The following is a 20,046-nucleotide window of genomic DNA, read 5'->3' as shown; positions in this document are numbered from 1 at the left end:
CATCTCAGTTGCGGACAAGCGGGGCCGGTCGCATCGCCGTTCGCCTTGTCCACTGCAGGCGGCAGCACTGAAAGACGAAACGAGCAGACCATGCGCGAGCTTGGGCCGGCGCGCGCCCAACTAGCTTAAAAATGCCCAATCAGCGCGAGACGTGACACCAGTTGTCGGTCTCCGCGAGGCGCTCACGCCGGGGGGCCTCCGGCCGGCGGGCGGACGATCCCCGTCTGGATCATGGTGGTCAGGTCGTCGCGCGTCGCCCAGTGCTCGACGAGCTGACCCCCCGCCACGCGGAACCAGTGCGTCTGTCGCGCCTCGAAGGACCTGCCCGTCGGCGGCGGGCCGCCGGCGGTCTGCCCGAGAAACGTCCCGCGCGCCACCACCCGCGCTGCGACCACGTCGTCCTCGGCGATCAGAGCTTCGACATCCATTCGCAGGTCGGGGAACTGGCCGGTCAGCCAGGCGACCGTTCCGCGCATCGCCGACGGGCCGTGCACGCGGCCGGGCGGGGTCTGGCTGAACGGGGCGGGGGCGTGCTCGAAGAAGTCGTCCGCCATCAGCTCGTCGCACGCGTCCAACCGGCGATCGTTCCAGATCTCCTGAAAATGTCGGCGGACCAATCCCTTTGCTTCGGTGAGCTTTGACCGGTGCTCGCGTTCGACCTCTTCTGCCATGCGCACAGGCTAGAAGCCGAGGCCCCGCTCGGGCACCCCTGAATGGCCCAGGAAGGCGCGAGGCCTACGCCAGGAGCCTCCGTCGACGGCGCGCGAACACCAGCGCGAGCCCGGACAAGAGGAGTATCGCGGCGGCAGCGACCGAGCCGCCCACGGCGAGGCCCGTGGACGCGAGCCCGGACGGCGTCGGTTGCGCGGCGATGGGCGCGGCCACCACGTCGGTGATACGTGCGGTCGACGGGGCTGACCCCACGGTCGCGCCGCCGGGATCGGTCGCGGACGCGATCGCGGTGTTCACGAGCGGCTCGCCGGTGAGGTCGGCGAGCTGGACCGTGTAGGACGCCGTGCACACCGTGGTCGCGCCGGGGACCAGCGGGACGGCCGGGCAGTCCGGGGCGGACATCTTCCCGGTGCCGCTGAAGGACCCTTCGACGGCCTTCGGGTCGCTGAGGGTCGTATTGCCGGTGTTCGTGATCGTGAAGGTGTAGCCGACCACCTGGCCCGCGGTAGTGATCGCGGTCGTCGGCGTCGTCTTGACCATGCTCAGCGCCGGCTTCGCCAACTCCGGGATGGTGACAGACGAACCGGGGGACACTGGCGGAAGCGTGGTGCCCGGCGGGTCCGCGGTGGCAGTGGCGGCGTTCGTCACCGAGCCGGCGTCGATATCGTCCTGCGTCAGTGTGTATTCCGCGGTGCAGACGACCTGCTGTCCGGGCGCGAGCACTGCCGCGCCGGCCGGGCAGGTAGCAGGCGGCAGGGTGCCCGTCCCGGTGAAGGAGCCCTCGGTGACCACGACATCGGTGAGCGTCACGTTGCCGGTGTTGGTCACCGCGAAGGAATAGGTGACCACCTGGCCGACGGTGAAGTCCGCCGCGGTGCTGGGTGAGGCGGACTTGACCAGGGTCAGGGCGGGCGCCGGCGCGATCGTCACGGTCGCCGAGGAGGAGGCGGATACGGGTGCCGCGATGCCCGACGGAGCGGTCGCGGTGGCGGTCGCCGTGTTCGCGACGCTTCCCGCATCCACGTCGGCCTGCGTGAGGGTGTACAAGGCGGTGCACGTCGCCGTGCCCGCGGGGTGCAGGAGCGCCGGCGGGCAGGTCACCGTCGGGGGCGTGCCCGCTCCGGTGAAGGCGGTCTCGTCGACGGACGGGTTGGCGAGGTCGACCGTTCCCGTATTCGTGACGACGAACGAGTAGGTGACGACCGTGCCCGCGGATGCCGCCGAACCGGGGCTCGCCGACTTCTGCAACGTGATGCCGGCCTCCGACCGGGTAGCCACGACCGCCTGCGCGGGCAGCGACACGATGTCGGCCGAGGTCCCGACGGGGGTCGCGGTCGCCACCGCCGTATTCGTCACGGAACCCGCGTTCACGTCCGCCTGAGTCAGCGGGTATGTCGCGGTACAGGTGGTCGATTCGCCGGCGTCCAGTGTCGGGTCCGGGCAGACGATCCCGGTAAGAGAGCCGGTGCCGCTGAAGGCCGTCTCGTCGATCGCGACGCCCGTGAGGGTGACGTTGCCGGTGTTGGTCGCCACGAACGAGTAGGTCACCACGTCGCCTGCGACCCCGCTCCCGGCGACAGCAGCCGTCTTCACCAGGGCGAGTGAAGGGTCTGCGGCGATGATGACGGTCGCGGTGGATGCCGCCGAGACGGGGTTCGGTCCGCTCGGAGCAGTCGCGGAAGCGGTCGCCGTGTTCGTGACCGTGCCCGCGTTCACATCCGCCTGCGTGAGCGTGTAAGCGGCGGTGCAGGTGATCGTCTGTCCGGGAATGAAGGATCCGGGCGGGCAGGCCGGCGCGGGGTGGCCTCCGGTTCCGGAGAAGGCCGTCTCGGTGATCGCTGCATCGCTGAGCGTCACGTTGCCACTATTGGTCACGTCGAACTCGTACGTGATGACGTCGCCTGGGAACTCGGCCGTGCTGGGGTTCGCCCGCTTGGTCAGTGTGACGGCTGCGGCCGGGTCGATCGGGATGACGGCCCCGGACGGCGCGGTCGTGACGGTCGCGGGACCGCCGTTCGGAACGCCCGTCGCGGTCGCCGAGTTGCTCAGCTGACCCGCGTTCACATCGGGCTGGGTCAGGGTGTAGGTGGCGTTGCAGGTCGCCTCGCTGTTCGGGGCGAGCGTCCCGAACCCGGCGGGGCAGTCGAGGGCGCTGAGCGTTCCCGTCCCAGTGAAGGTGCTGTCGTCGATGGTGATGCCGTCGACCGGCACGTTTCCGGTGTTGCGCACGACGAAGCTGTACGTGATCAGCTGCCCGGCGACGTAGGAGGCGGAGGTGGACGGGGACGCCGACTTGGTGAGCTTCAGAGCGGGGGCCGGAGCGACCGTGGGGGTGCTGGTCGAGGACGGGTTCGAGGTCAGGATTGTCGCGGAGCCCAGCGGGTGAGCCGTCGCGGTGGCGGTGTTGACGACGGCGCCGGCCGTCACATCCGCCGCGGTGATCAGATAGGGATCGTCGGCCGTGCACGTGACGGAGGCCGTGGGCGCCACGGGGCCGGCTGGACAGGTGACGGTGCTGACCTTGTTGTCGGCGATGGCCACCGTCTCGATATCCGTCTGACCGACGTTCGTGACCTGGAACGAGTAAGCGATGGTGTCGCCGGCGTCGGTGATGCCGTTTCCATTGACATCCACTGGCGGTGCGGCGATCTTCTGAAGTGAGATCCCCGTGCTCTTCGCCGTGTTGGTCACGGTGCAGACGATGTCGTCACCCGCAGCCGGGACCACGGTCTGGGTCAGTCCCGGCCCGGAGGGCAGCACCGTCGGACTTGTCGCCGCCATATTCACGCAGCTCCACGACGGGGCGTAGTTCGCCAGGTCGGCCGGAGAACCGGCTGCCGCGGTCTCCCCCACGGTGTAGGTGCCGCCGGGCGCGACGACGAGCGCACCGGTGGTGGCAGAGGCGGAGGTACCGGTACTCGCCTGACCGACGACGGTCCCCGAGGAGTTCGTCGCCGTCACGGTGAAGGCGTCCGCGCCAGCGATGCGACTGGTCACCTGCTTGGTCACAGTGAGCTTCGCCGTCTGCACGCCGATCGCGATCGCAGACCGCGCGCCGGTCGCCCAGGTCGTCGCGAACGACGTGGGCGAGTCGGCGGCGACGAGCAGTGCCGTCGACTTGCCGCCGGCGATCGTCGTGCCTCCTGATCCGGTCCCCGCGCAGGTGACCGAGGTCGTCCCCATCCCGACCGGATTCTTGCAGCCCCAGCCGCCGTTCGGTGCGAGCCGTTCGATCTCCTTCAACGGCTTATCGGAGTTCCAGGCGAAGCTCTCCCCCGACACGTTGTCCTCCGCGTCGGCGGCGATGAAGGAGTAGCCGGCGACGGGGTGGCCCTGTGCGTCGGTGACCTGGATGTTGTCGAAGGAGATCTTGGCGGCCTTCAGTCCCGCGGGGGCGGCGAGACTGTACAGCGCGTTCAGACCGGGGATACCGCGATACGCATCCGTGCCGAACGCGAATCGCGTCTCCAGCGGCGTGGACCGCTTCTCGAAACTCATCAGGGGGGTGGTACCGACTTTGGTCACCTTCACGATGAAGCTCGCGACCAGGCCGCCATCGAGGGTGATCTGCAGCGGCTGGCCCGAATCCTGCCGTGCAGTCGTCTCATCGAAGGCCGTGAAATCGAACCAGCAGATCGTCGACGCGTACTTCCCGTTGTTCGCCGACGAGTTCGCGTAGCCGCATCCGGTCGACGCCGCAGCCGCGGGTGGCGCGGCCACGGGCGCGACGCCGACGGTGAAGCCCGCGACAGCCAGCAGGGTCGCCAGAGCGGCAGCGACCGCTCGATGAGCTGCGCTGTGGTCCTTCGCGCTCCGGCCGCGAGCCTTCGCCTGGCGTCGTATCACTCGCACCACGTCCCCGTGCCGTGACGGCACCGTCATTCCTACGCCCGTGACGCAACCCGCCCATAGGCTCGAATTAAGAAAAACGCTAGTGCACTCAGCATCTTCAAAGCAATGGGCCAGCGGGATCGGCTCCCTCTCTGACCGCCGGTGCCAGCGTGCGACCGTAGAAGTCGGCCAGGCGCTCGACGGCGGTCGCCACGTACGGGTCGCGGTCGTACAGGTCGACGTGGCTCGCGCCGTCCACCCAGACGAGCTCCTTCGGGCCGACCGCGCGCTGGAAGGCGTCGATCCCCATCCAGGCGGTGACCGCCCGTGAGCCCATGACCATGAGGAGGGGGCGGTCGCCGATCAGCGGCACCTGGGTGAAGGCGTCGAAGGTGGCGAGCTTGTCGACGCTCGACCAGTCGAACGTCCGGGCGGCGCGGTCGTGTGCGGCCCGCGGAGTGCAGTAGTAGTCGAAGCCCTCGGCGCCGTGCTCGCCTCCAGCGGCGCGCGCCTGCTCGATCGTCTCCGGGAACAGCGGGATTCCGGCGACATCCTCGCCCGCGGCCTGCGCCGTGCGTGCGGCGGCCGCCGCATCCAGCATGCCCTGGAACACCGCCGGATCCTGGGCGCCGTCGGCGCCGTACCGGAACTGACGGGCGACGTCGGCAGGCGAGACGGTGGCGAGCGCCCGGATGCGGTGGTCGCTGGCGGTCGCCGCGAGCGAGTATCCGCCGGAAGCGCAGATGCCGAGGAGACCGATTCGCCGGGGATCGACGAGGTCGAGGGTCGTCAGGTAGGACACCGCCGCCTTCATGTCCTCGATGCGCTGGCCGGGATCCTCCAGACCGCGCGGAGTTCCGCCGCTCGCACCCTGGTAGGCCGCGTCGTAGGCGATCGTCACGAAGCCGGCGTCCGCCAGCCGCGATGCGTACAGGCCCGAGGCCTGCTCCTTCACCCCGGAACCGGGATGCCCGACGACGAGAGCCGGCGAACCGGCGACGGCTCCGTCCGGAACATAGAGGTGGGCGGCGATGGGGATGCCAGCGCTCTCGAAGGTGACGTCGGTTCGTGTGGTCATGGTGGGTCCGTTCTCGATGGGGTTCCGTGCGGCGGCTGCCGCGACGGATCCCATGCTGTTGCGCCGCCGAGTCAGGGGTAAGCAGCAGGAATCTGCCGGGGAAGAATCCTTCCCTCCCACACGATCGCTCCGGACGGGAGACTGAATCCATGAGTGATTCGGCGGAGCTCCACGAGCTCGGGGCGTTCTTGAAGGCGTGCCGCGCGCGGCTGCGGCCCGAGGACGTCGGCCTCCCGGAGACGGGAGATCATCGACGCGTCGCTGGACTCCGGCGGGAGGAGGCGGCTGTGCTCGCGTCGATCAGCGTCGATTACTACACGCGACTGGAGCAGGGACGCGTCCAAGCCTCCGCGGCGGTGCTCGGCGTGCTGGCACGCGCACTCCGAATGGATGACGACCAGCGCGCCTATCTCTACGAGGTCGCGCACAAGGCCGACGCAGCCCCTCGGCGGCGAAGGAGCCGCCAGACAGTGCGACCGGCGATGCGGCGACTGCTCGAGCAGCTGACCGACACCCCCGCACTCGTGCTCGGACGCCGCCTCGACGTGCTGCAGTGGAACCGTGCGGCCGCAGCGCTGTTCACGGACTTCGGCGCCGTGCCCGCAGCCCAGCGGAACTACCTGCGGCTGCTCTTCCTGCATCCCGGTGTCCGCGCCATGCACCTCGACTGGGACCACGACGCCCGCGATGCGGTCGCCGCCCTGCGCATGGAGGCGGCGACAGATCCCGACGACCCGGAGCTCGCCGCGCTGGTCGGGGAACTGTCGCTCCGCGACGCCGACTTCCGCACCTGGTGGGCCGAACGCCACGTCAACTCGGCGACCTACGGGACGAAGCACTACCGGCATCCCACGGTCGGCGATCTCACCCTCGACTGCGACACGTGGCAGAGTCCCGACGGCAGCGGCCAGCGCCTGATGGTGCTGACCGCAGAGAACGGCAGCCCGTCCAGCGACGGGCTGCGCATCCTGACGTCCTGGAGTGAGCCGGCCCGCGCCGAGCTGACCGCCGAGGAAGAGTCCCGGCGGTGACATCCGGCTGCTCAAAATAACTGGTTTGACAGGTTATGCAACCGCATGAGAGGGTCATAACCGTTCTAAACAGTTATTCATCGAAAGGCTCTGCGCATGGAACTCAAGCTCGAGATCGTGGTCATCCCCGTCGCCGACACCGACCGCGCGAAGGACTTCTACGAGAGGATCGGCTTCCGCCTCGACGCCGACTTCTCCACCGACAAAGGGCTGCGGGTCGTTCAGGTGACTCCCCCCGGATCGGCGGCATCCGTCATCTTCGGCGACCACCTCACCACGGCCGAGCCCGGCACGGCGCAGGGCGTGCACCTGATCACTCCGGATATCGTCGAGGCGCGCAACACGCTCATCGAACACGGAGTCGCGGTCAGCGAGCTCTGGCACGACGCGGACGGCATCTTCCACTGGGCCGACGAGACGAACCGGGTCCCCGGTCCCCACCCGGCGACAGACAGCTACGGCACGTACGCGTCATTCAGCGATCCCGACGGCAACAGCTGGACCATCCAGCAGATCGTGACGCGAGCCCCTGGCCGCTGAGGCAAGGAGGCCAGAGGTCGGGCCGGCGGGCTTTGGTAGCATGTCATGGTGCTGATTGACGAGATCGACAGAGCGTAGCCACCGGTCACCGGTGGCTTCTGCAAACGCCACCGCGCGGCCGACTGCGTTCTGATTCGTCCGCTCTCTCTCGTCAAGGTCTTCACATGTCTACTGGCACGTCTGCCATCGTTCTTTCCAACGTCTCCTTCTCCTGGCCGGACGGCCAGGCCGCCCTCTCGGGCGTCTCCGGGTCGTTCACCACTGGTCGCACCGGCCTCGTCGGTGACAACGGCGCCGGGAAGTCCACCCTGCTGCGCCTCATCGCCGGCGAGCTCACCCCATCCACCGGCAGCATCTCCACCGCGGGGGATGTCGGCTACCTTCGGCAGTCGCTGACCTGGCACGACACAGCCACTGTGGCCGACCTCCTCGGCATCGGGCCCGTGCTGGACGCGATCCGGGCCGTCGAGGGCGGCGACGCCTCCGTGGAGCATTTCGACACCATCGGCGACGACTGGGACATCGAGTCGCGCGCGGAGGTGCAGTTGCAGGCGATCGGCTTCTCGGCGGCCGACCTCGACCGCCCGGTGAGAACCCTCTCGGGCGGCGAGGTCATGCTGATCGCGATCTCCGGTCTGCGGGTGCGGGAGCTTCCGATCACCCTGCTGGATGAGCCGACGAACAACCTGGACCGCCCGACGAAGGCCCTCCTCGCCGGGATGCTCGACGACTGGCCGGGAACCCTCGTGGTCGTCAGCCACGATCTGGACCTCCTCGAGCGGATGGATCAGACGGCCGAGCTGTACGGCGGCCGCTTGACGACCTTCGGCGGCCCGTACAGCGAGTGGAAGGCGGCACTCGACCAGCAGCAGGCGAACGCCGTGCAGGCGGCCGCGGCAGCACAGCACGCTGTCAAAGCGGAGCAGCGGCAGCGCGCCGAGGCGGAGAGCCGGCTGGCGAAGCGTGCCAGGAACGCGAAGACGGCCAACGAGAACAAGAAGGGCTCCAAGATCCTGATGAACGGGCTCGCCTCGCGCGCGGAGGCCTCCGCGGGCAAACTGCGTTCGGGACTGGACGACCGAGTGGATGCGGCCAAAGCGGCGCGCGAACAGGCCGCGGCGCGCATCCGCCCGGATCAGCGCATCACCCTGCAGCTGCCGGACCCCGACGTACCCGCCGGTCGCCGCATCGCGGAGCTGCACGGGAGCAACCGCACCTACCTTCTTCAGGGGCCGGAGCGCGTCGCCGTCGTCGGTGCGAACGGCGTGGGCAAGACCACTCTGCTCGAGTCGCTGCTCCACCGCCGTGACGCGGAGCCCGAGCGCGCCGGTGGAGTGCTGCACACCGACCGGGTCGGCTACCTGACGCAGCGGTTCGACGGCGTCGACGAAAGCGTGGGCGCCTTGGAGAATGTCCGCCGGGTCGCGCCGGATGTCCCCGACTCGCTCATCCGCAACCGGCTCGGCCGTCTGCTGATCAAGGGCGACGCGGTCGACAGACCGGTCGGCGCACTGAGCGGCGGCGAGCGCTTCCGCGTCCTGCTCGCGCGTCTGCTCCTCGCCGACCCGCCCGCGCAGCTCCTCATCCTCGATGAGCCGACGAACAACCTCGATGTCAGCAGCGTGGATCAGCTCGTGGATGCGCTGGCCGACTACCGGGGCGCACTGCTCGTGGTCAGCCACGACGACCGATTCCTCGCCCGACTCGGTCTCACGATGACTCTCGAGCTCGGCCCGGGCGGTGAGCTCACCGAAATCTAGGCGTCACGCCGTCGCGGCGGGCTGCTTCTGCCGGGCGCGGAACGCGGTCGCCTTCATCCGGTTGCCGCAGGTCTTCATCGAGCACCACTCCCGACGGTGGCCGCGGGAGTGGTCGAGGTAGACCTGCGTGCACTCGGGGCGGCCGCACTCGCGGAGCACGTCGCCCTCGGTTCCGCCGACGATCTCGACGGTCTGCCGAGCGATCTGCGACAGCCCCTCCGCGATGTCCGCCGCGCGATCGATCGTGCCGCTCTCGTCGAGCTGGAGCGTGATCGGGCGCCCGGCGGCGTGGGAGTTGAGCACGCGAAGGTCGTCCTCCGCAAGAGGCGCGCCCATCATGCGGGCGTGCACGACGCGGTACACGGCCTCGCGGAGCTCGACCGCCTTCTCGAGGTCGGCGGTGGTGGCGCGGGGGGACCGATCCATCAGGCCGGCCTCGAGGAACCACGCATCGAGCGCCTCCGGCGAGCCCAGCTTCTCCGTCGGTACGTCGTTGCGCCGAGCACGCAGCGTGCCGACGAAGTCGAGAGCGGACGTACCGCAGGGGAAAGCGTGCATGTAACCACCCTAACTGGTGACTTCGTGCGCTGCAACCGATTTGAGCGGTTACGGTGCGGGGCTCGCGGATCAGGGGAGACGATGGCGGTCTCGCGGGCGTGACCCGCGCCGGACACAGCCGTGTCAGGATGGGACGCGTGCCGCCGGGAGGGCCAGCGGCCGACGCGAACCGCCGGCGGCGGAGGACGGCGAGGGAGATGAAGGTCCGCGCTCGAAGCCGACGGCCGCTGGGATGGGCCGGGCGACTCATCGCGACGACGCTCGCCGTGGCAGTGAGCTCACTCATCCTCGCGGGGAGTCCCGTGAGCGCAAGCGCCGATGCCCCGACGGCCGTCGGCGCCGTCGCCCCAACCGGGGTCGACGACTTCACCTTCGCGAGCTTCGACGGCGACTACCGGCTCGGCCGCGACGCGGAGGGGCATTCGGCGCTCACCACCGTGGAGACGCTGGTGGCCCGGTTCCCCGAGACGGACCAGAACCACGGCATCCGCCGCCAGCTGGTCGAGGACTACGACGGCCACCCGACCGACCTGGAGGTCGTGTCGGTCACCGACCAGAACGGGACGCCGCGTCCGTATACGAGCGATTCCGAAGACGGCATCCTCTCGCTGACGATCGCGGCGAAAGACTACGTGCGCGGCGATCAGACCTACGTCATCACCTACCGGCAGACGAACGTCACGCGCTACTTCGGCGACACCGGCGACGACGAACTGTATTGGGACACGAACGGCACGGCGTGGGCGCAACCGTTCGACCGCGTGACGGCGACCGTGCACCTCGCGCCCGACCTGGCCGAGGCGCTGAAGGGCGACCCGTCCGCGTACCGAGGCGCCCAGGGGTCAACGGATGCCGCGACGGTGGAGCGCACGGACGACGGTTTCCGCTTCCGTGCCGACACGCTCGGTCCGCGCGAGAACCTGACGTTCACCATCGGGTTCGCGGCGGGCACGTTCACGGCGCGCGCCGACGGACTGTTCGACACCGGTTGGGGCTTCGCCGCCCTGGCCGGCCTGCTGCTCGGCATCCTCGCCCTCATCGGCGCGATCGTCGTGCGCGTGCGGCTGCTGCGCGACGCTCCCGGGCGTGGCACGATCATCCCGGAGTACGTTCCGCCGAAGGAAGGGCTCCTCCTCGCGGCGGACATCGCCGGAGGCGGCAAGAAGGTGGTCGCGGCCCAAACGCTCGACCTCGCTGTATCGGGTCGGGTGCGCGTGCTGCAGAGCACGGGATTCTTCGGCCGCTCCTCGTACACGCTGGAGTTCGTCTCGACCCAGGCGACCGGCCGCCAGGCATTGCGCCAAGCGGACCCGACGACGGACGAGCTCCAGTTCCTTCAGGCCCTCTTCGGAACGTCGGCCGCGCCCGGGACGACGCTCGAACTCGGTTCGTCCAACTCGCGTGTCGCGCGCGCCATCGCCGCGCTGCTGAAGCGCGTGCACAAGGACGCCACCCGCTACGGCTACCGGAGGACGGGACCGCGCGGGGCGGTCCGCGCGGTGTTCTTCACTGCGTTGGGCGCCACCCTCCTCGCCATCGTCGGCGCGGTGCTGTGTCTCGCGGGCATCTTCGGAGGCGCGCTCCCCGTCGGCATCATCATCGGTGCCATCCTGCTTCTCATCGTCAGCGCCATCCTGCTGTCGCACTCGCCCCTGAGCACCACGGGCAGCACCCTGCGCGAGTACGTGGAGGGCCTCGAGATGTACGTGCACCTCGCCGAGGCCGACCGCATCCGCTACCTGCAGTCACCGCAGGGGGCGGAGCGCGTGCCCGTCGCCGTGAACGACCCGCGGGAGATGCTGAGCCTCACCGAGCGCCTCCTCCCCTGGGCTGTGCTGTTCGGCGAGGAGAAGAAGTGGCTCGCCGAGGTCGGACGGTTCTACGAGGAGACCGGGCAGAGTCCGACCTGGTACTCCGGGCAGACGGCATTCAACGCGGCCGTGCTCTCCCACATGGTCAGCGGGATCTCCTCCAGCACGACCATGACGAGCAGCTCGTCGTCCGGCGGAACCGGCGGCGGTGGGTTCTCCGGCGGCGGTGGGGGCGGCGGAGGCGGCGGGGGCGTGTGAGTCTCTGCGGCTCTCATTCCACCTCGACGGACACCCAGTATCCCGCGCACGAGCCGTACCCGTTCTTGCCGCACTCGTCGTACGGGCTCCCCGTGACCTCGATGATCGCCGAGCCCACCGGGAAGTCGGCGGGGATGGGGAGTGCCGTCGAGAAGCGCCCGTCCCGATCCACATCGGCCGCGATCGGTGGCGAACTCACCCCGACAGTGCGCAACCGAATCGTGTACTGGTGGCCGGGCTCATAGTTCAGATCGCACTCGGGCGGACCGGCGGAGACGGTCACGACGCCACCCGGCGCGACGATCGCAGGATCTACGGTCATGCGGGCGGGAAGACACGACGCATAGCGGGGAAACCCCGAGCTGGAGCACCCCGCGGTCGCGAGCGCTCCGGCAGCAATCAGCATCACGGCAACGGCGCGTGCCCCCCGACTTCGCATGGTCCGGAGCATACCGGGGTCCGGCGGACGCTGTTGCGGCGCGGGTAACGACAGGCGGTGTGCGACACTGCTGCAACGGCGACGCGCGACGGGATCGGCGCACAGGCCGATGCCTGCGACAGGAAGGTGACTCGATGGACGAGCAGCGCATCGGCATCATCGGCATCGGCAGGATGGGCACAGGCATCGTCGGTCGGCTCACGGCGCTGGGTCCCGTGGCGGCGTTCGACATCGATCGTGCCCGCCGCGGAGCCGCGGAACATGCGGGTGCCACCTGGATGGAGTCGATCACGACGCTCGCGCGGTCGAGCGACGTGCTCGTCACCGTGCTCCCGGGACCCGACGAGACGGACGCGGTGATGCGCCACGCGCTCCCGGCACTCCGCGGCGGAGCGGTCTGGATCGATCTCACGTCGGGGGACCCGGGCAGGACGTCGGCTCTCGCTGAGGCCGCGGCCCAGCAGGACATCGAGGTCGTCGCCGCCCCGATGGGAGGTGGCCCCGAAGATGCCGCCGCGGGGACTCTGACGTTCTACGTCGGCGGGGCGCCCGACGCGGTTGGCCGTGCCACGCCCATCCTGAACCGGCTGTCGGCGGACGGCGGGATTCGCCGGTGCGGCCCGCGCCCCAGTGACGGGGTCGTCGTGAAACTTCTCGCGAACGCCCTGTGGTTCGCCAACGCCGTGGCAGCCGGAGAAGCGCTGCTGATCGGCGCAGGCCACGGTCTCGCGCCTCAGCACCTGCACGCCCTCCTCGCCGACAGTGCGAGCAGCAGCACGGCGCTGGCGGAGCACCTGCCTGCGGTGTTCCGGGGCGATTACCTGACGACCTTCGGCATCGATCGTGTCGTCGAAGAGCTCGACGCGGTGGCGGCGCTCGCCGGAGCGGGCTCGGTCTCTTCGCCCGTGCTGGATGCGTCGATGGATGTCCATCGCCGTGCGCTCGCTCGCTTCGGACCGGTCCTCGGCGAACTCCTCGGCGTGCGGCTGGCCGAAGAGATGGCCGGGCGCGACCTCCGCTGAGTCACAGGGAGGCGTCGGCCACGCAGGCTCGCGCTAGCTGCACTCGCGACGGCGACGACGGTACCGGGCACCGGCGAAGAGGGTGAGGCCCGCCGCCACAAGGAGTGCACCGAGGATCGTCGGCGGCAGGCTGTCGCTTCCCGTCCCCGCGAGCGGGCTCTCAGGCCTCGGCGGTGCAGAGATCACCGTCCGCGGGTCGACGACCGACGTGGTTCGGCAGTCCGGATCGCGGGAGCCGGTCGCGCAGTTGGCATCGACGGACGTCGCCACGGTATTGCGGAGCGAACGGTCCCCGTTCTCGGGCGTGTTCACGGTCACGGTGTAGGTGACCTCTGCGCTCCCGCCGACCGGGAGTTCTCCCGACCAGGAGAGCTCGGGCGCGCTGTAGGAGAGCGTCCCGGACGTTGCGGTGGCGTCGTCGGCATAGGTGGCATCATCGAGGACCGCACTCAGGTCGTCCACGAACGCGGCCGGCTCGGTCGCCGTGAAGGGTGCCGTGCCCGTGTTCGTGATGGTGATCCGGTACGTCACCGTCTGGCCCTCCGAGACGCTGGCCGCGCTCGTCGTCTTCTGGACATGGTAGGCGCGCGTTGCAAGGGTCACCGAGCACGCAGGATCGACGGAACCGGGACTGCAGTTGCCACCCGTGCGCGGCGGGGTCACGACGGCGTTGGTCAGCAGATGGTCGCCGGGGTCCGGGCTCTTGACCGTCGCTGAATAGGTGATCGTCACGGTCGAGCCGACGGCGAGGGGACCCGCCCACGAGAGCGTCGGACGCGTGTAGCTCACCGTGCCCGAGGTCGCGGAGGCATCGCCGTGATAGTCGGCGTCGTCGAGCACGTCACTGAGGTCGTCGGAGAGCGACGCGGGCTCTGCGGCGGTGTAGTCCGCCTGGCCGGTGTTGACCACGCTGATGGTGTAGCTGACGATGTCACCGGCGTGCAGCGGGCCGGCGGTCGACGCGACCTTGGTGACCCCGAAGGACTGCACAGGGTTGACCGTCGGGGGGCACGGCGCAGGTGAGCCACCCGGGCAGAGACCGCCCGGGGTACTGGGGGTGGCGGCGTTGGTCAGGAGGTGGTCGCCGGTATCAGGGTCTCTGACGGTGACCGAGTAGGTGACGGTGACCGTTGCGCCTGCGGCCAGCGGGCCGGACCAGGTCAGACTCGGTGCCGTGTATGCGACGGATCCGGCGCTCGCTGAGACGTCGTTGCCATACGTGGCGTCATCCAGCACCGCGGCCAGGTCGTCGCTGAAGGCGGCGGGCGCTGAGGCAGTGAAGTCGCCGGAGCTGGGGTTGTGCACGGTGATCGTGTAGATGATCGTGTCGCCCGGGTGGACGATGCCGCTGGGAGACGACGTCTTGGTCACGGTGTACGAGCCGACCGGCAGGACCACCGGTGAACAGGGCGCCGCCCTGTTGTCCGCACAGCGGCCGCCGTCGCCCGTCGGCAGTGCGGCGTTGGTGAGGGTCGCGTCGCCCGTGTCGGGGCTGTCGACGGTCACCGAGTAGGTGACCGTGACGGCGCCTCCGACGGCGAGCGGGCCCGACCAGGTCAGGGTCGGGACGGCGTAGGACACGGTTCCGGCGGTCGCCGTCGCGTCCCCGTTGTAGACGGCGTCATCCAGCAGACCGCCGAGGTCGTCGCTCACCGTGGCCGGGTCGCCCGACGCGTAGGCGGCGGCGCCGGTGTTCGTGACCGTGATCACGTAGGCGACGGTGTCGCCCGGATAGACGGTTCCCGTCGAGGGCGAGGTCTTGGCGACCGTGTACGAGCGGACCGGGACGATGCTGCGGCATCCCGGGTCGGTGCTGCCGGGCACGCAGCTGCCGCCGGACTCGGGCGGGTTGGTCACGGAGTTGTCGAGCTGATGATCGGCCGTGTCGGGATCGTGCACCGTCACTGAGTAGGTGATGGTCACGGTCGCGCCGACCGCGAGCGGCCCGGACCATGACAGCGACGGGCTCGCGTAGCTCACCGTCCCGGCGGTGGCGGACGCGTCGTTGCGGTAGGTGGCGTCGTCGAGGACGCCGCTGAGGTCGTCGGTGAGCGATGCGGGGTCACCGGCGGTGTACGCCGACTGCCCGGTGTTCGTCACGGTCAACGTGTACGTGACGATGCCGCCGAGATCCGCTACGGGTGCGGAGGCGGTCTTCGCCACGGAGAAGGTCTTCGCGGGGATCTGGACGCGGCAGGCGGGGTCCGTCGACCTGGTCGCACAGTTGCCGCCCGAGCCGGTCGGGGTCCCCACGGTGTTGAGGAGGACCTTGTCTCCCGTGTCCGGGGTGTTGACCGTCACGGAGTAGGTGATCGTCACACTGGCACCGACCGCGAGCGGGCCGGACCAGGAAAGCACCGGCGCGGAATAGGCGACCGAGCCGGCGCCGGCCGTCGCGTCACCGTTGAAGGCGGCATCGTCGAGCACGCTGCTCAGGTCGTCGGTGAAGCTCGCCGGCGACCCGTTAGTGTAGGCGACCTGCCCGGTGTTCGTCACCGTGACCGTGTACGGCACGACCTGGCCCGGGACGACCTGGGTGGCTGTCGTCGACTTCGCCACCCGGAACGACTGCACCGGCACGGTCACCTGGCAGGCCGGATCGCTCGAGCCCGCAGCGCAATTCGACGGCACCCCTGTCGGGGTGACGACACGGTTGACTAGAGAGTGCGGTCCCGTGTCCGGATCGTCCACCGTCACCGTGTACGTCACGGTCGCCGTCGCCCCGGCGGCGAGCGGTCCCGACCACGAGATCACGCGGCTCGTCGGGTTGTAGCTCGCTGCGCCCGTGCTCGCGCTCAGACTTCCCGCGTTGAATGAGGAATCCGCGAGGACCGTGCTGATGTCATCCGTGAAGTTCGCCGGGTTGGCGGCCGCATAGGGCGCGGTGCCCGTGTTCGTCACCGTCACGGTGTATGCGACGGTGTCTCCCGGTCTCGCCGGGTTCGGCGAGGCCGATTTCGTCAGGTGCAGCAGGCACGCCGACGGCGGGTTCGAGACCGTGAACGTGACCGTCCCGCTGGTGTTCCCCGTCGGCCCATCCGTGGTGGCGCCGGCGGTGGTCACCGCGGTCGCGGTGTTCGACACCGGCGCGGTCGTCAGACAGGGGACCGCCGCCACGGTGGTCCGATAGCAGATCTGGATCCCATCCCCCGACCACGACATGGACAGCCGCGCCGATGACATCGCCGTCGGATTCGTCGAGCCGGCGATCGTGACATGGGCCGCCAGCGTCGCCGTCGTTCCCGACACGGGGATCGACGAGATGTCGATACTCTGTGGCCCGCTGGCCGGGAATGGGACATCCACCCAACCGGGAACGTTGTTCCCGTTGACGTCGGTGAGTGTAAGGCGCGCACTGACGTAGTCGGAAGCGGTCAAGCCGTTCAGCGTGACGGCCCCCCACGCGGAGGCATGGCCTGCTCGTCCATCGCAGTAATAGGTCGACGGCGAGAGACTCACCGAGACCGCCTGGACGGCGTTGCAGCCGCCGCCGGAGGCGAGGTTGAAGATCTTGATCTGGCCCGCGTCCCCATCGGCCGCGCCGCATCCCTCGAGATCGCCGGTCAGCGCACGGACCGTGTAGTTGCTTCCATTGGTGGGGCCGGAGAACCCCGCGCACCGCGGGACGGCGCCATTCCCGACTCGGAGCGAGAAGTCCCAGCACGTGACGATGTCGTTGCGGGGCGCCGCGTAGAACTTCGTGCCGACGATGAGCCCGTCACCGTAACCGGTGGAGGAGGAGGGGTAGCCGATCCCGGTGATGCCGGGGTAGGGATTGGAGAGCACCGCACCCGACGGCGCGTAGCACGACGCTTTGGCCAGGTCGCACACGCCTGACAGCGTCCCCGAGGCGGGGTCGAGCACCGGAGCGATCGTGTCGGGGTAACTGGCGTTGGGCGCCGCGCCCTCGTTGATCGGATAGCTGCCCGAGCAGGAGGCGTGCGCTGAGACGTCATAACAGGCGAGGTAGAGCGTGCCTGCTGTGACGAACGTCGCGTAGACATAGTTGCCCGCCGTGATCATCCCGCTGATCGGACTGGAGGTGACCCGGCCGCCGGTGACGTTGACCGAGCCGCAAGCACCGGACGCAGGGTTGAAGCAGAGCATGTTGCCGGGACGGTCGAACAGGTAGTAGTTGCCGTCCGCGGCCGGAAGGCCGTTGCTGGCGATCGGCGCCGCGGCCCCCGGCGCAGTGGTCAGTTGATCCAGAGGGGTGAAGCCGCAGCTCAACGCCCGAGGGGTCGCCGTCAGGTCGAGGCACATGACGCCCACCCCGTAGGTGCCGCCCGTCGGACTGGTTGTCCCGGCCTCCCAGTACAGCTTGCCCCCGACGATGAACGAACCGTTGTTGTGGGCCGAGATCATTCCGGCCGCGCCGGTGCCGATGGGCGTCCCTGCCACGGGGCTCACATAGCTGGCGGAGGCGTTCGTCGGCCAGTTCGCGCATTTCGTGTTCGAGATCGTCGAGCAGAAGACGACGGTTCCGGACGAATTGTGGTGGTACACCGTATAGACGTTCGTTCCGTAGTTCTCGACGGAGTACCCGTCACCCCCCGGCGTTGTGAAATTGATCGACGTCGGCGTCGACATGGGGATCTGCCCGCTCGTCGTTCCGGACGAGATGGACCCCGTCGCGGACACCGTGTTCCCCGAGAAGCTTCCCGTCATGTTCGGGGGCACCTGCAACGAGTTCGCGACATAGCTCTGCCCGGCCGTGATCGCATCCTTGACGGTCACCGACGCGTCCGCACCGGTCTTGTTCCGGTAGCTGAGCACCCACTGAATCGTGTCGCCCGCCGTCGCTGCACCCGGGGACGACGGCGTCGCGGTCGAGGGATTCGTTAGATCCGTCCCCGCCTTGCTGAAGTCGGAGATCGCTGTCGAAGCGGCTTCAGCGGGGGATCCTCCGGTGACGCCCACATCGAGAAGCCCGACGACACCGACAGATACGGCGATCATGGGGACGAGCAGCCGAGAGATAGCCCGCAAGCGCCGACGTTCCCCCCGCGCACGAGTGAACATCGACGGCCTCCCCGCACTCCGTCGACCGGCCGCGGAGGACGGACGAACTTCGAAACGCCCGCGCATCGAACCCACAGGCAGATTCACCATATCGTCCACTGGCTTGTGATCGGGGACCCCCATTCGGGGGCGGCAAACAAGCCTCTACGAAGCGCACGCGCGGCGGTACCCTTCGACCGTGGACGACGATGCCGCGCGGTTCCAGGGGTCCATCCCCGAGTTCTACGACTCCGGGCTCGGACCGGTGCTCTTCCGCCACTACGCCGACGTGCTCGGTGAAGCGGTGGCGTCGGATGCGCCCGGGCGCATCCTCGAGGTGGCGGCGGGGACCGGGATCTCGTCGGCAGGGATCGTTGTGCACAATCCCGGGGCGGAGCTCGTCCTCACGGACCTGAACGAGGCGATGCTGCAGCGGGCGGGTGACAAGGTGCCGGCCGGAACCCGGATGCAGGTAGCGGATGCTCAGGCGCTGCCGTTCGAGGACGCGAGCTTCGACGCGGTGGCGTGCCAGTTCGGCATCATGTTCCTGCCGGATGTCGGCGCGGGATTCCGCGAGGCGCGGCGCGTGCTCACCGACGGCGGCGTGTACGTGTTCAGCGTCTGGGACAGTCACGACCGCAACCGGTTCGCCGCAATCGTCGATGGGCTGCTGACAGAGACGTTCCCCGACGATCCTCCGCCCTTCTACCGAGTGCCGTTCGGGATGAGCGACGTCGAGCGGCTGCGGAGGCTGGCGCAGGACAGCGGGTTCGGCACGCTCCGCATCGACGTGCTGCCGCACCAAGCACCCGTCTCCTCGTGGCCGGACTTCGCGGACGGCCTGATCCGCGGCAACCCGGTCTCCGATCAGGTGCGGGCGCGCTCCGGCGATCTGGATGCGCTCGTCCGCACGGTGGGCGACCGGCTCGCCGCGGAGTACGGGCCCGCACCGACGACCATCCCGGTGCAGACGATCCTGTTCCGCGCCTGGGCCGCCTGAAGGCGGCGAACCTGCCGCGTAGGACTCAGCGTCACCGTTCGCCGCCGGCGCCGGCGAGCATGCGAGCCCGGTGCGCGTCGTCAGCGATGCAACGGCGGCAGCGGGGACACTGAATGGAGCGGCGACCCGAGCAAGGACGCGCCCCACAGCGCCGCCGCCACCGTGACGATGAAGCACACCCAGTAGACGGCGGGAACGGCTCGACCGCGCGATGCCCACCGGGCGAGCGACAGGACGAGGAAGCCTCCGACAGCACCGGACGTGTTGAGGATGACGTCGGTGACATCCGAGCTCCCCGACGGAAGCACATACTGAGCCGCCTCGAGAGCGCAGCTGGTCAACGCCGCGACGAGCACGACCGGCCAGACGCGCCAGCGCGGCGCGAGCACCCCGAGATAGACGCCGAAGGGAACGAACAGGGCGACGTTCGCCAGCATCTCCGAGGGCCGGTTGACGCCGAACCCCTCGCTCGCGACGAACGGCACGAGCTTGACGGCGCGCACGCCGTCTCCACTGAAGTCGGGCAGGTGGAACTTCCACAGCACGGCCCAGACCAGGAGGACGACGTACACGACGAACAGCACGGCCGGGAGGGATCGCGGAGCGGTGCGCGTCGGACGCGCCGGTCGGAGAGAGAGGGATGCGGTCACCTTCTCGACGCTACGGACCGCTGGCCCGAGGCGAATCAGTCGCTGGTCGCGATGGCCTACGACCTCCGAGGGATGGTGAGCCGGCCAGCGTTCGCCCTCGACCGGGAAAGTGACCTCAGGGGGCGACGCGCACCGCGTGACCGGCGAAGGTCACCACATCCCCGACCTGCAGCTGGCGCCCGCGCCGGAGCTCGACCTCGCCGTTGACGTCGACATCGCCGTCGGCGATGGCCTCCTTGACGCTCCCGCCGGAGTCGAGGAGTCCGGCGAACTTCACGAACTGCCCGAGGCGGATCGCGTCGCCGCCGATCGACACGTCCTCGATACGAGCTGGCTTCTTCATCCCCGAATAGTAGGCACGGCAGCCCGGATGCGGGAAATGGGGAGGCCGAGGA

At 69.3% G+C, this 20,046-nt stretch carries 14 protein-coding genes; 6 read left to right on the top strand and 8 right to left on the bottom strand.

All coding sequences use genetic code 11. From position 1 onward, the window contains the following. Window positions 1-182: 182 nt before the first annotated feature. From ACF1AJ_RS15445 to ACF1AJ_RS15435, 3 genes are all read right to left on the bottom strand, one after another. Window positions 183-671 carry an ester cyclase gene (locus ACF1AJ_RS15445; RefSeq protein WP_391508145.1) on the bottom strand — a complete coding sequence of 163 codons (489 nt, stop codon included), beginning with the start codon at window positions 669-671 and terminating at the stop codon, window positions 183-185. A 64-nt stretch (window positions 672-735) separates the two neighbouring features. After that, a complete protein-coding gene (locus tag ACF1AJ_RS15440) occupies window positions 736-4,518 on the bottom strand; it encodes a beta strand repeat-containing protein (RefSeq protein WP_391508144.1) in 3,783 nt (1,260 codons plus the stop codon). A gap of 103 nt (window positions 4,519-4,621) precedes the next feature. After that, window positions 4,622-5,581 carry an alpha/beta hydrolase gene (locus tag ACF1AJ_RS15435; RefSeq protein ID WP_391508143.1) on the bottom strand — a complete coding sequence of 320 codons (960 nt, stop codon included), beginning with the start codon at window positions 5,579-5,581 and terminating at the stop codon, window positions 4,622-4,624. 149 nt (window positions 5,582-5,730) lie between these two features. Here ACF1AJ_RS15435 and ACF1AJ_RS15430 point away from each other — a divergent pair, with 149 nt between their 5' ends. The 3 genes from ACF1AJ_RS15430 to ACF1AJ_RS15420 all read left to right on the top strand — a co-directional run bounded on the left by ACF1AJ_RS15430 (window position 5,731) and on the right by ACF1AJ_RS15420 (window position 8,912). Next, window positions 5,731-6,612 (top strand): helix-turn-helix transcriptional regulator, encoded by an 882-nt coding sequence (locus tag ACF1AJ_RS15430; RefSeq protein ID WP_391508142.1) that lies wholly within the window; start codon window positions 5,731-5,733, stop codon window positions 6,610-6,612. A gap of 96 nt (window positions 6,613-6,708) precedes the next feature. After that, a complete protein-coding gene (locus ACF1AJ_RS15425; protein ID WP_391508141.1) occupies window positions 6,709-7,152 on the top strand; it encodes a VOC family protein in 444 nt (147 codons plus the stop codon). A 164-nt stretch (window positions 7,153-7,316) separates the two neighbouring features. Continuing rightward, window positions 7,317-8,912, top strand: coding sequence for an ABC-F family ATP-binding cassette domain-containing protein (locus ACF1AJ_RS15420; protein WP_391508140.1), 1,596 nt, complete (start codon window positions 7,317-7,319; stop codon window positions 8,910-8,912). 3 nt (window positions 8,913-8,915) lie between these two features. On the opposite strand, the gene ACF1AJ_RS15415 is transcribed toward ACF1AJ_RS15420, so the two are convergent. Continuing rightward, window positions 8,916-9,470 (bottom strand): CGNR zinc finger domain-containing protein, encoded by a 555-nt coding sequence (locus ACF1AJ_RS15415; RefSeq protein WP_391508139.1) that lies wholly within the window; start codon window positions 9,468-9,470, stop codon window positions 8,916-8,918. Window positions 9,471-9,772: 302 nt separating this feature from the next. On the opposite strand from ACF1AJ_RS15415, the gene ACF1AJ_RS15410 reads away from it, so the two are divergent. Continuing rightward, window positions 9,773-11,539 (top strand): DUF2207 domain-containing protein, encoded by a 1,767-nt coding sequence (locus tag ACF1AJ_RS15410; RefSeq protein WP_391508138.1) that lies wholly within the window; start codon window positions 9,773-9,775, stop codon window positions 11,537-11,539. Between the two features lie 13 nt (window positions 11,540-11,552). On the opposite strand, the gene ACF1AJ_RS15405 is transcribed toward ACF1AJ_RS15410, so the two are convergent. Then, entirely contained in the window at window positions 11,553-11,861 is a 309-nt protein-coding gene (locus ACF1AJ_RS15405) for a hypothetical protein (RefSeq protein ID WP_391508137.1), read from the bottom strand. Between the two features lie 98 nt (window positions 11,862-11,959). On the opposite strand from ACF1AJ_RS15405, the gene ACF1AJ_RS15400 reads away from it, so the two are divergent. Continuing rightward, entirely contained in the window at window positions 11,960-13,000 is a 1,041-nt protein-coding gene (locus tag ACF1AJ_RS15400) for an NAD(P)-dependent oxidoreductase (protein ID WP_391508136.1), read from the top strand. Between the two features lie 33 nt (window positions 13,001-13,033). Here the strand turns inward: ACF1AJ_RS15400 and ACF1AJ_RS15395 are convergent, their stop codons facing one another. Beyond that, window positions 13,034-17,959: a hypothetical protein gene (locus ACF1AJ_RS15395; RefSeq protein ID WP_391508135.1), complete on the bottom strand. Its 4,926-nt coding sequence runs from the start codon at window positions 17,957-17,959 to the stop codon at window positions 13,034-13,036. Window positions 17,960-18,200: 241 nt separating this feature from the next. Between ACF1AJ_RS15395 and ACF1AJ_RS15390 the strand changes: the two genes are divergently transcribed. Continuing rightward, window positions 18,201-19,001: a class I SAM-dependent methyltransferase gene (locus ACF1AJ_RS15390; RefSeq protein WP_391508134.1), complete on the top strand. Its 801-nt coding sequence runs from the start codon at window positions 18,201-18,203 to the stop codon at window positions 18,999-19,001. An 80-nt stretch (window positions 19,002-19,081) separates the two neighbouring features. Here the strand turns inward: ACF1AJ_RS15390 and ACF1AJ_RS15385 are convergent, their stop codons facing one another. After that, complete coding sequence (locus ACF1AJ_RS15385; RefSeq protein ID WP_391508133.1) at window positions 19,082-19,651, bottom strand: VanZ family protein; 570 nt, start codon at window positions 19,649-19,651, stop codon at window positions 19,082-19,084. Window positions 19,652-19,766: 115 nt separating this feature from the next. Beyond that, window positions 19,767-19,994 carry an RNA-binding S4 domain-containing protein gene (locus tag ACF1AJ_RS15380; RefSeq protein WP_391508132.1) on the bottom strand — a complete coding sequence of 76 codons (228 nt, stop codon included), beginning with the start codon at window positions 19,992-19,994 and terminating at the stop codon, window positions 19,767-19,769. Between the last annotated feature and the right edge of the window lie 52 nt (window positions 19,995-20,046).

The organism is Leifsonia sp. NPDC014704 (genome assembly GCF_043083605.1).
Taxonomy (GTDB): Bacteria; Actinomycetota; Actinomycetes; order Actinomycetales; family Microbacteriaceae; genus Leifsonia.
This window is presented reverse-complemented; position numbering and strand designations above follow the sequence as displayed.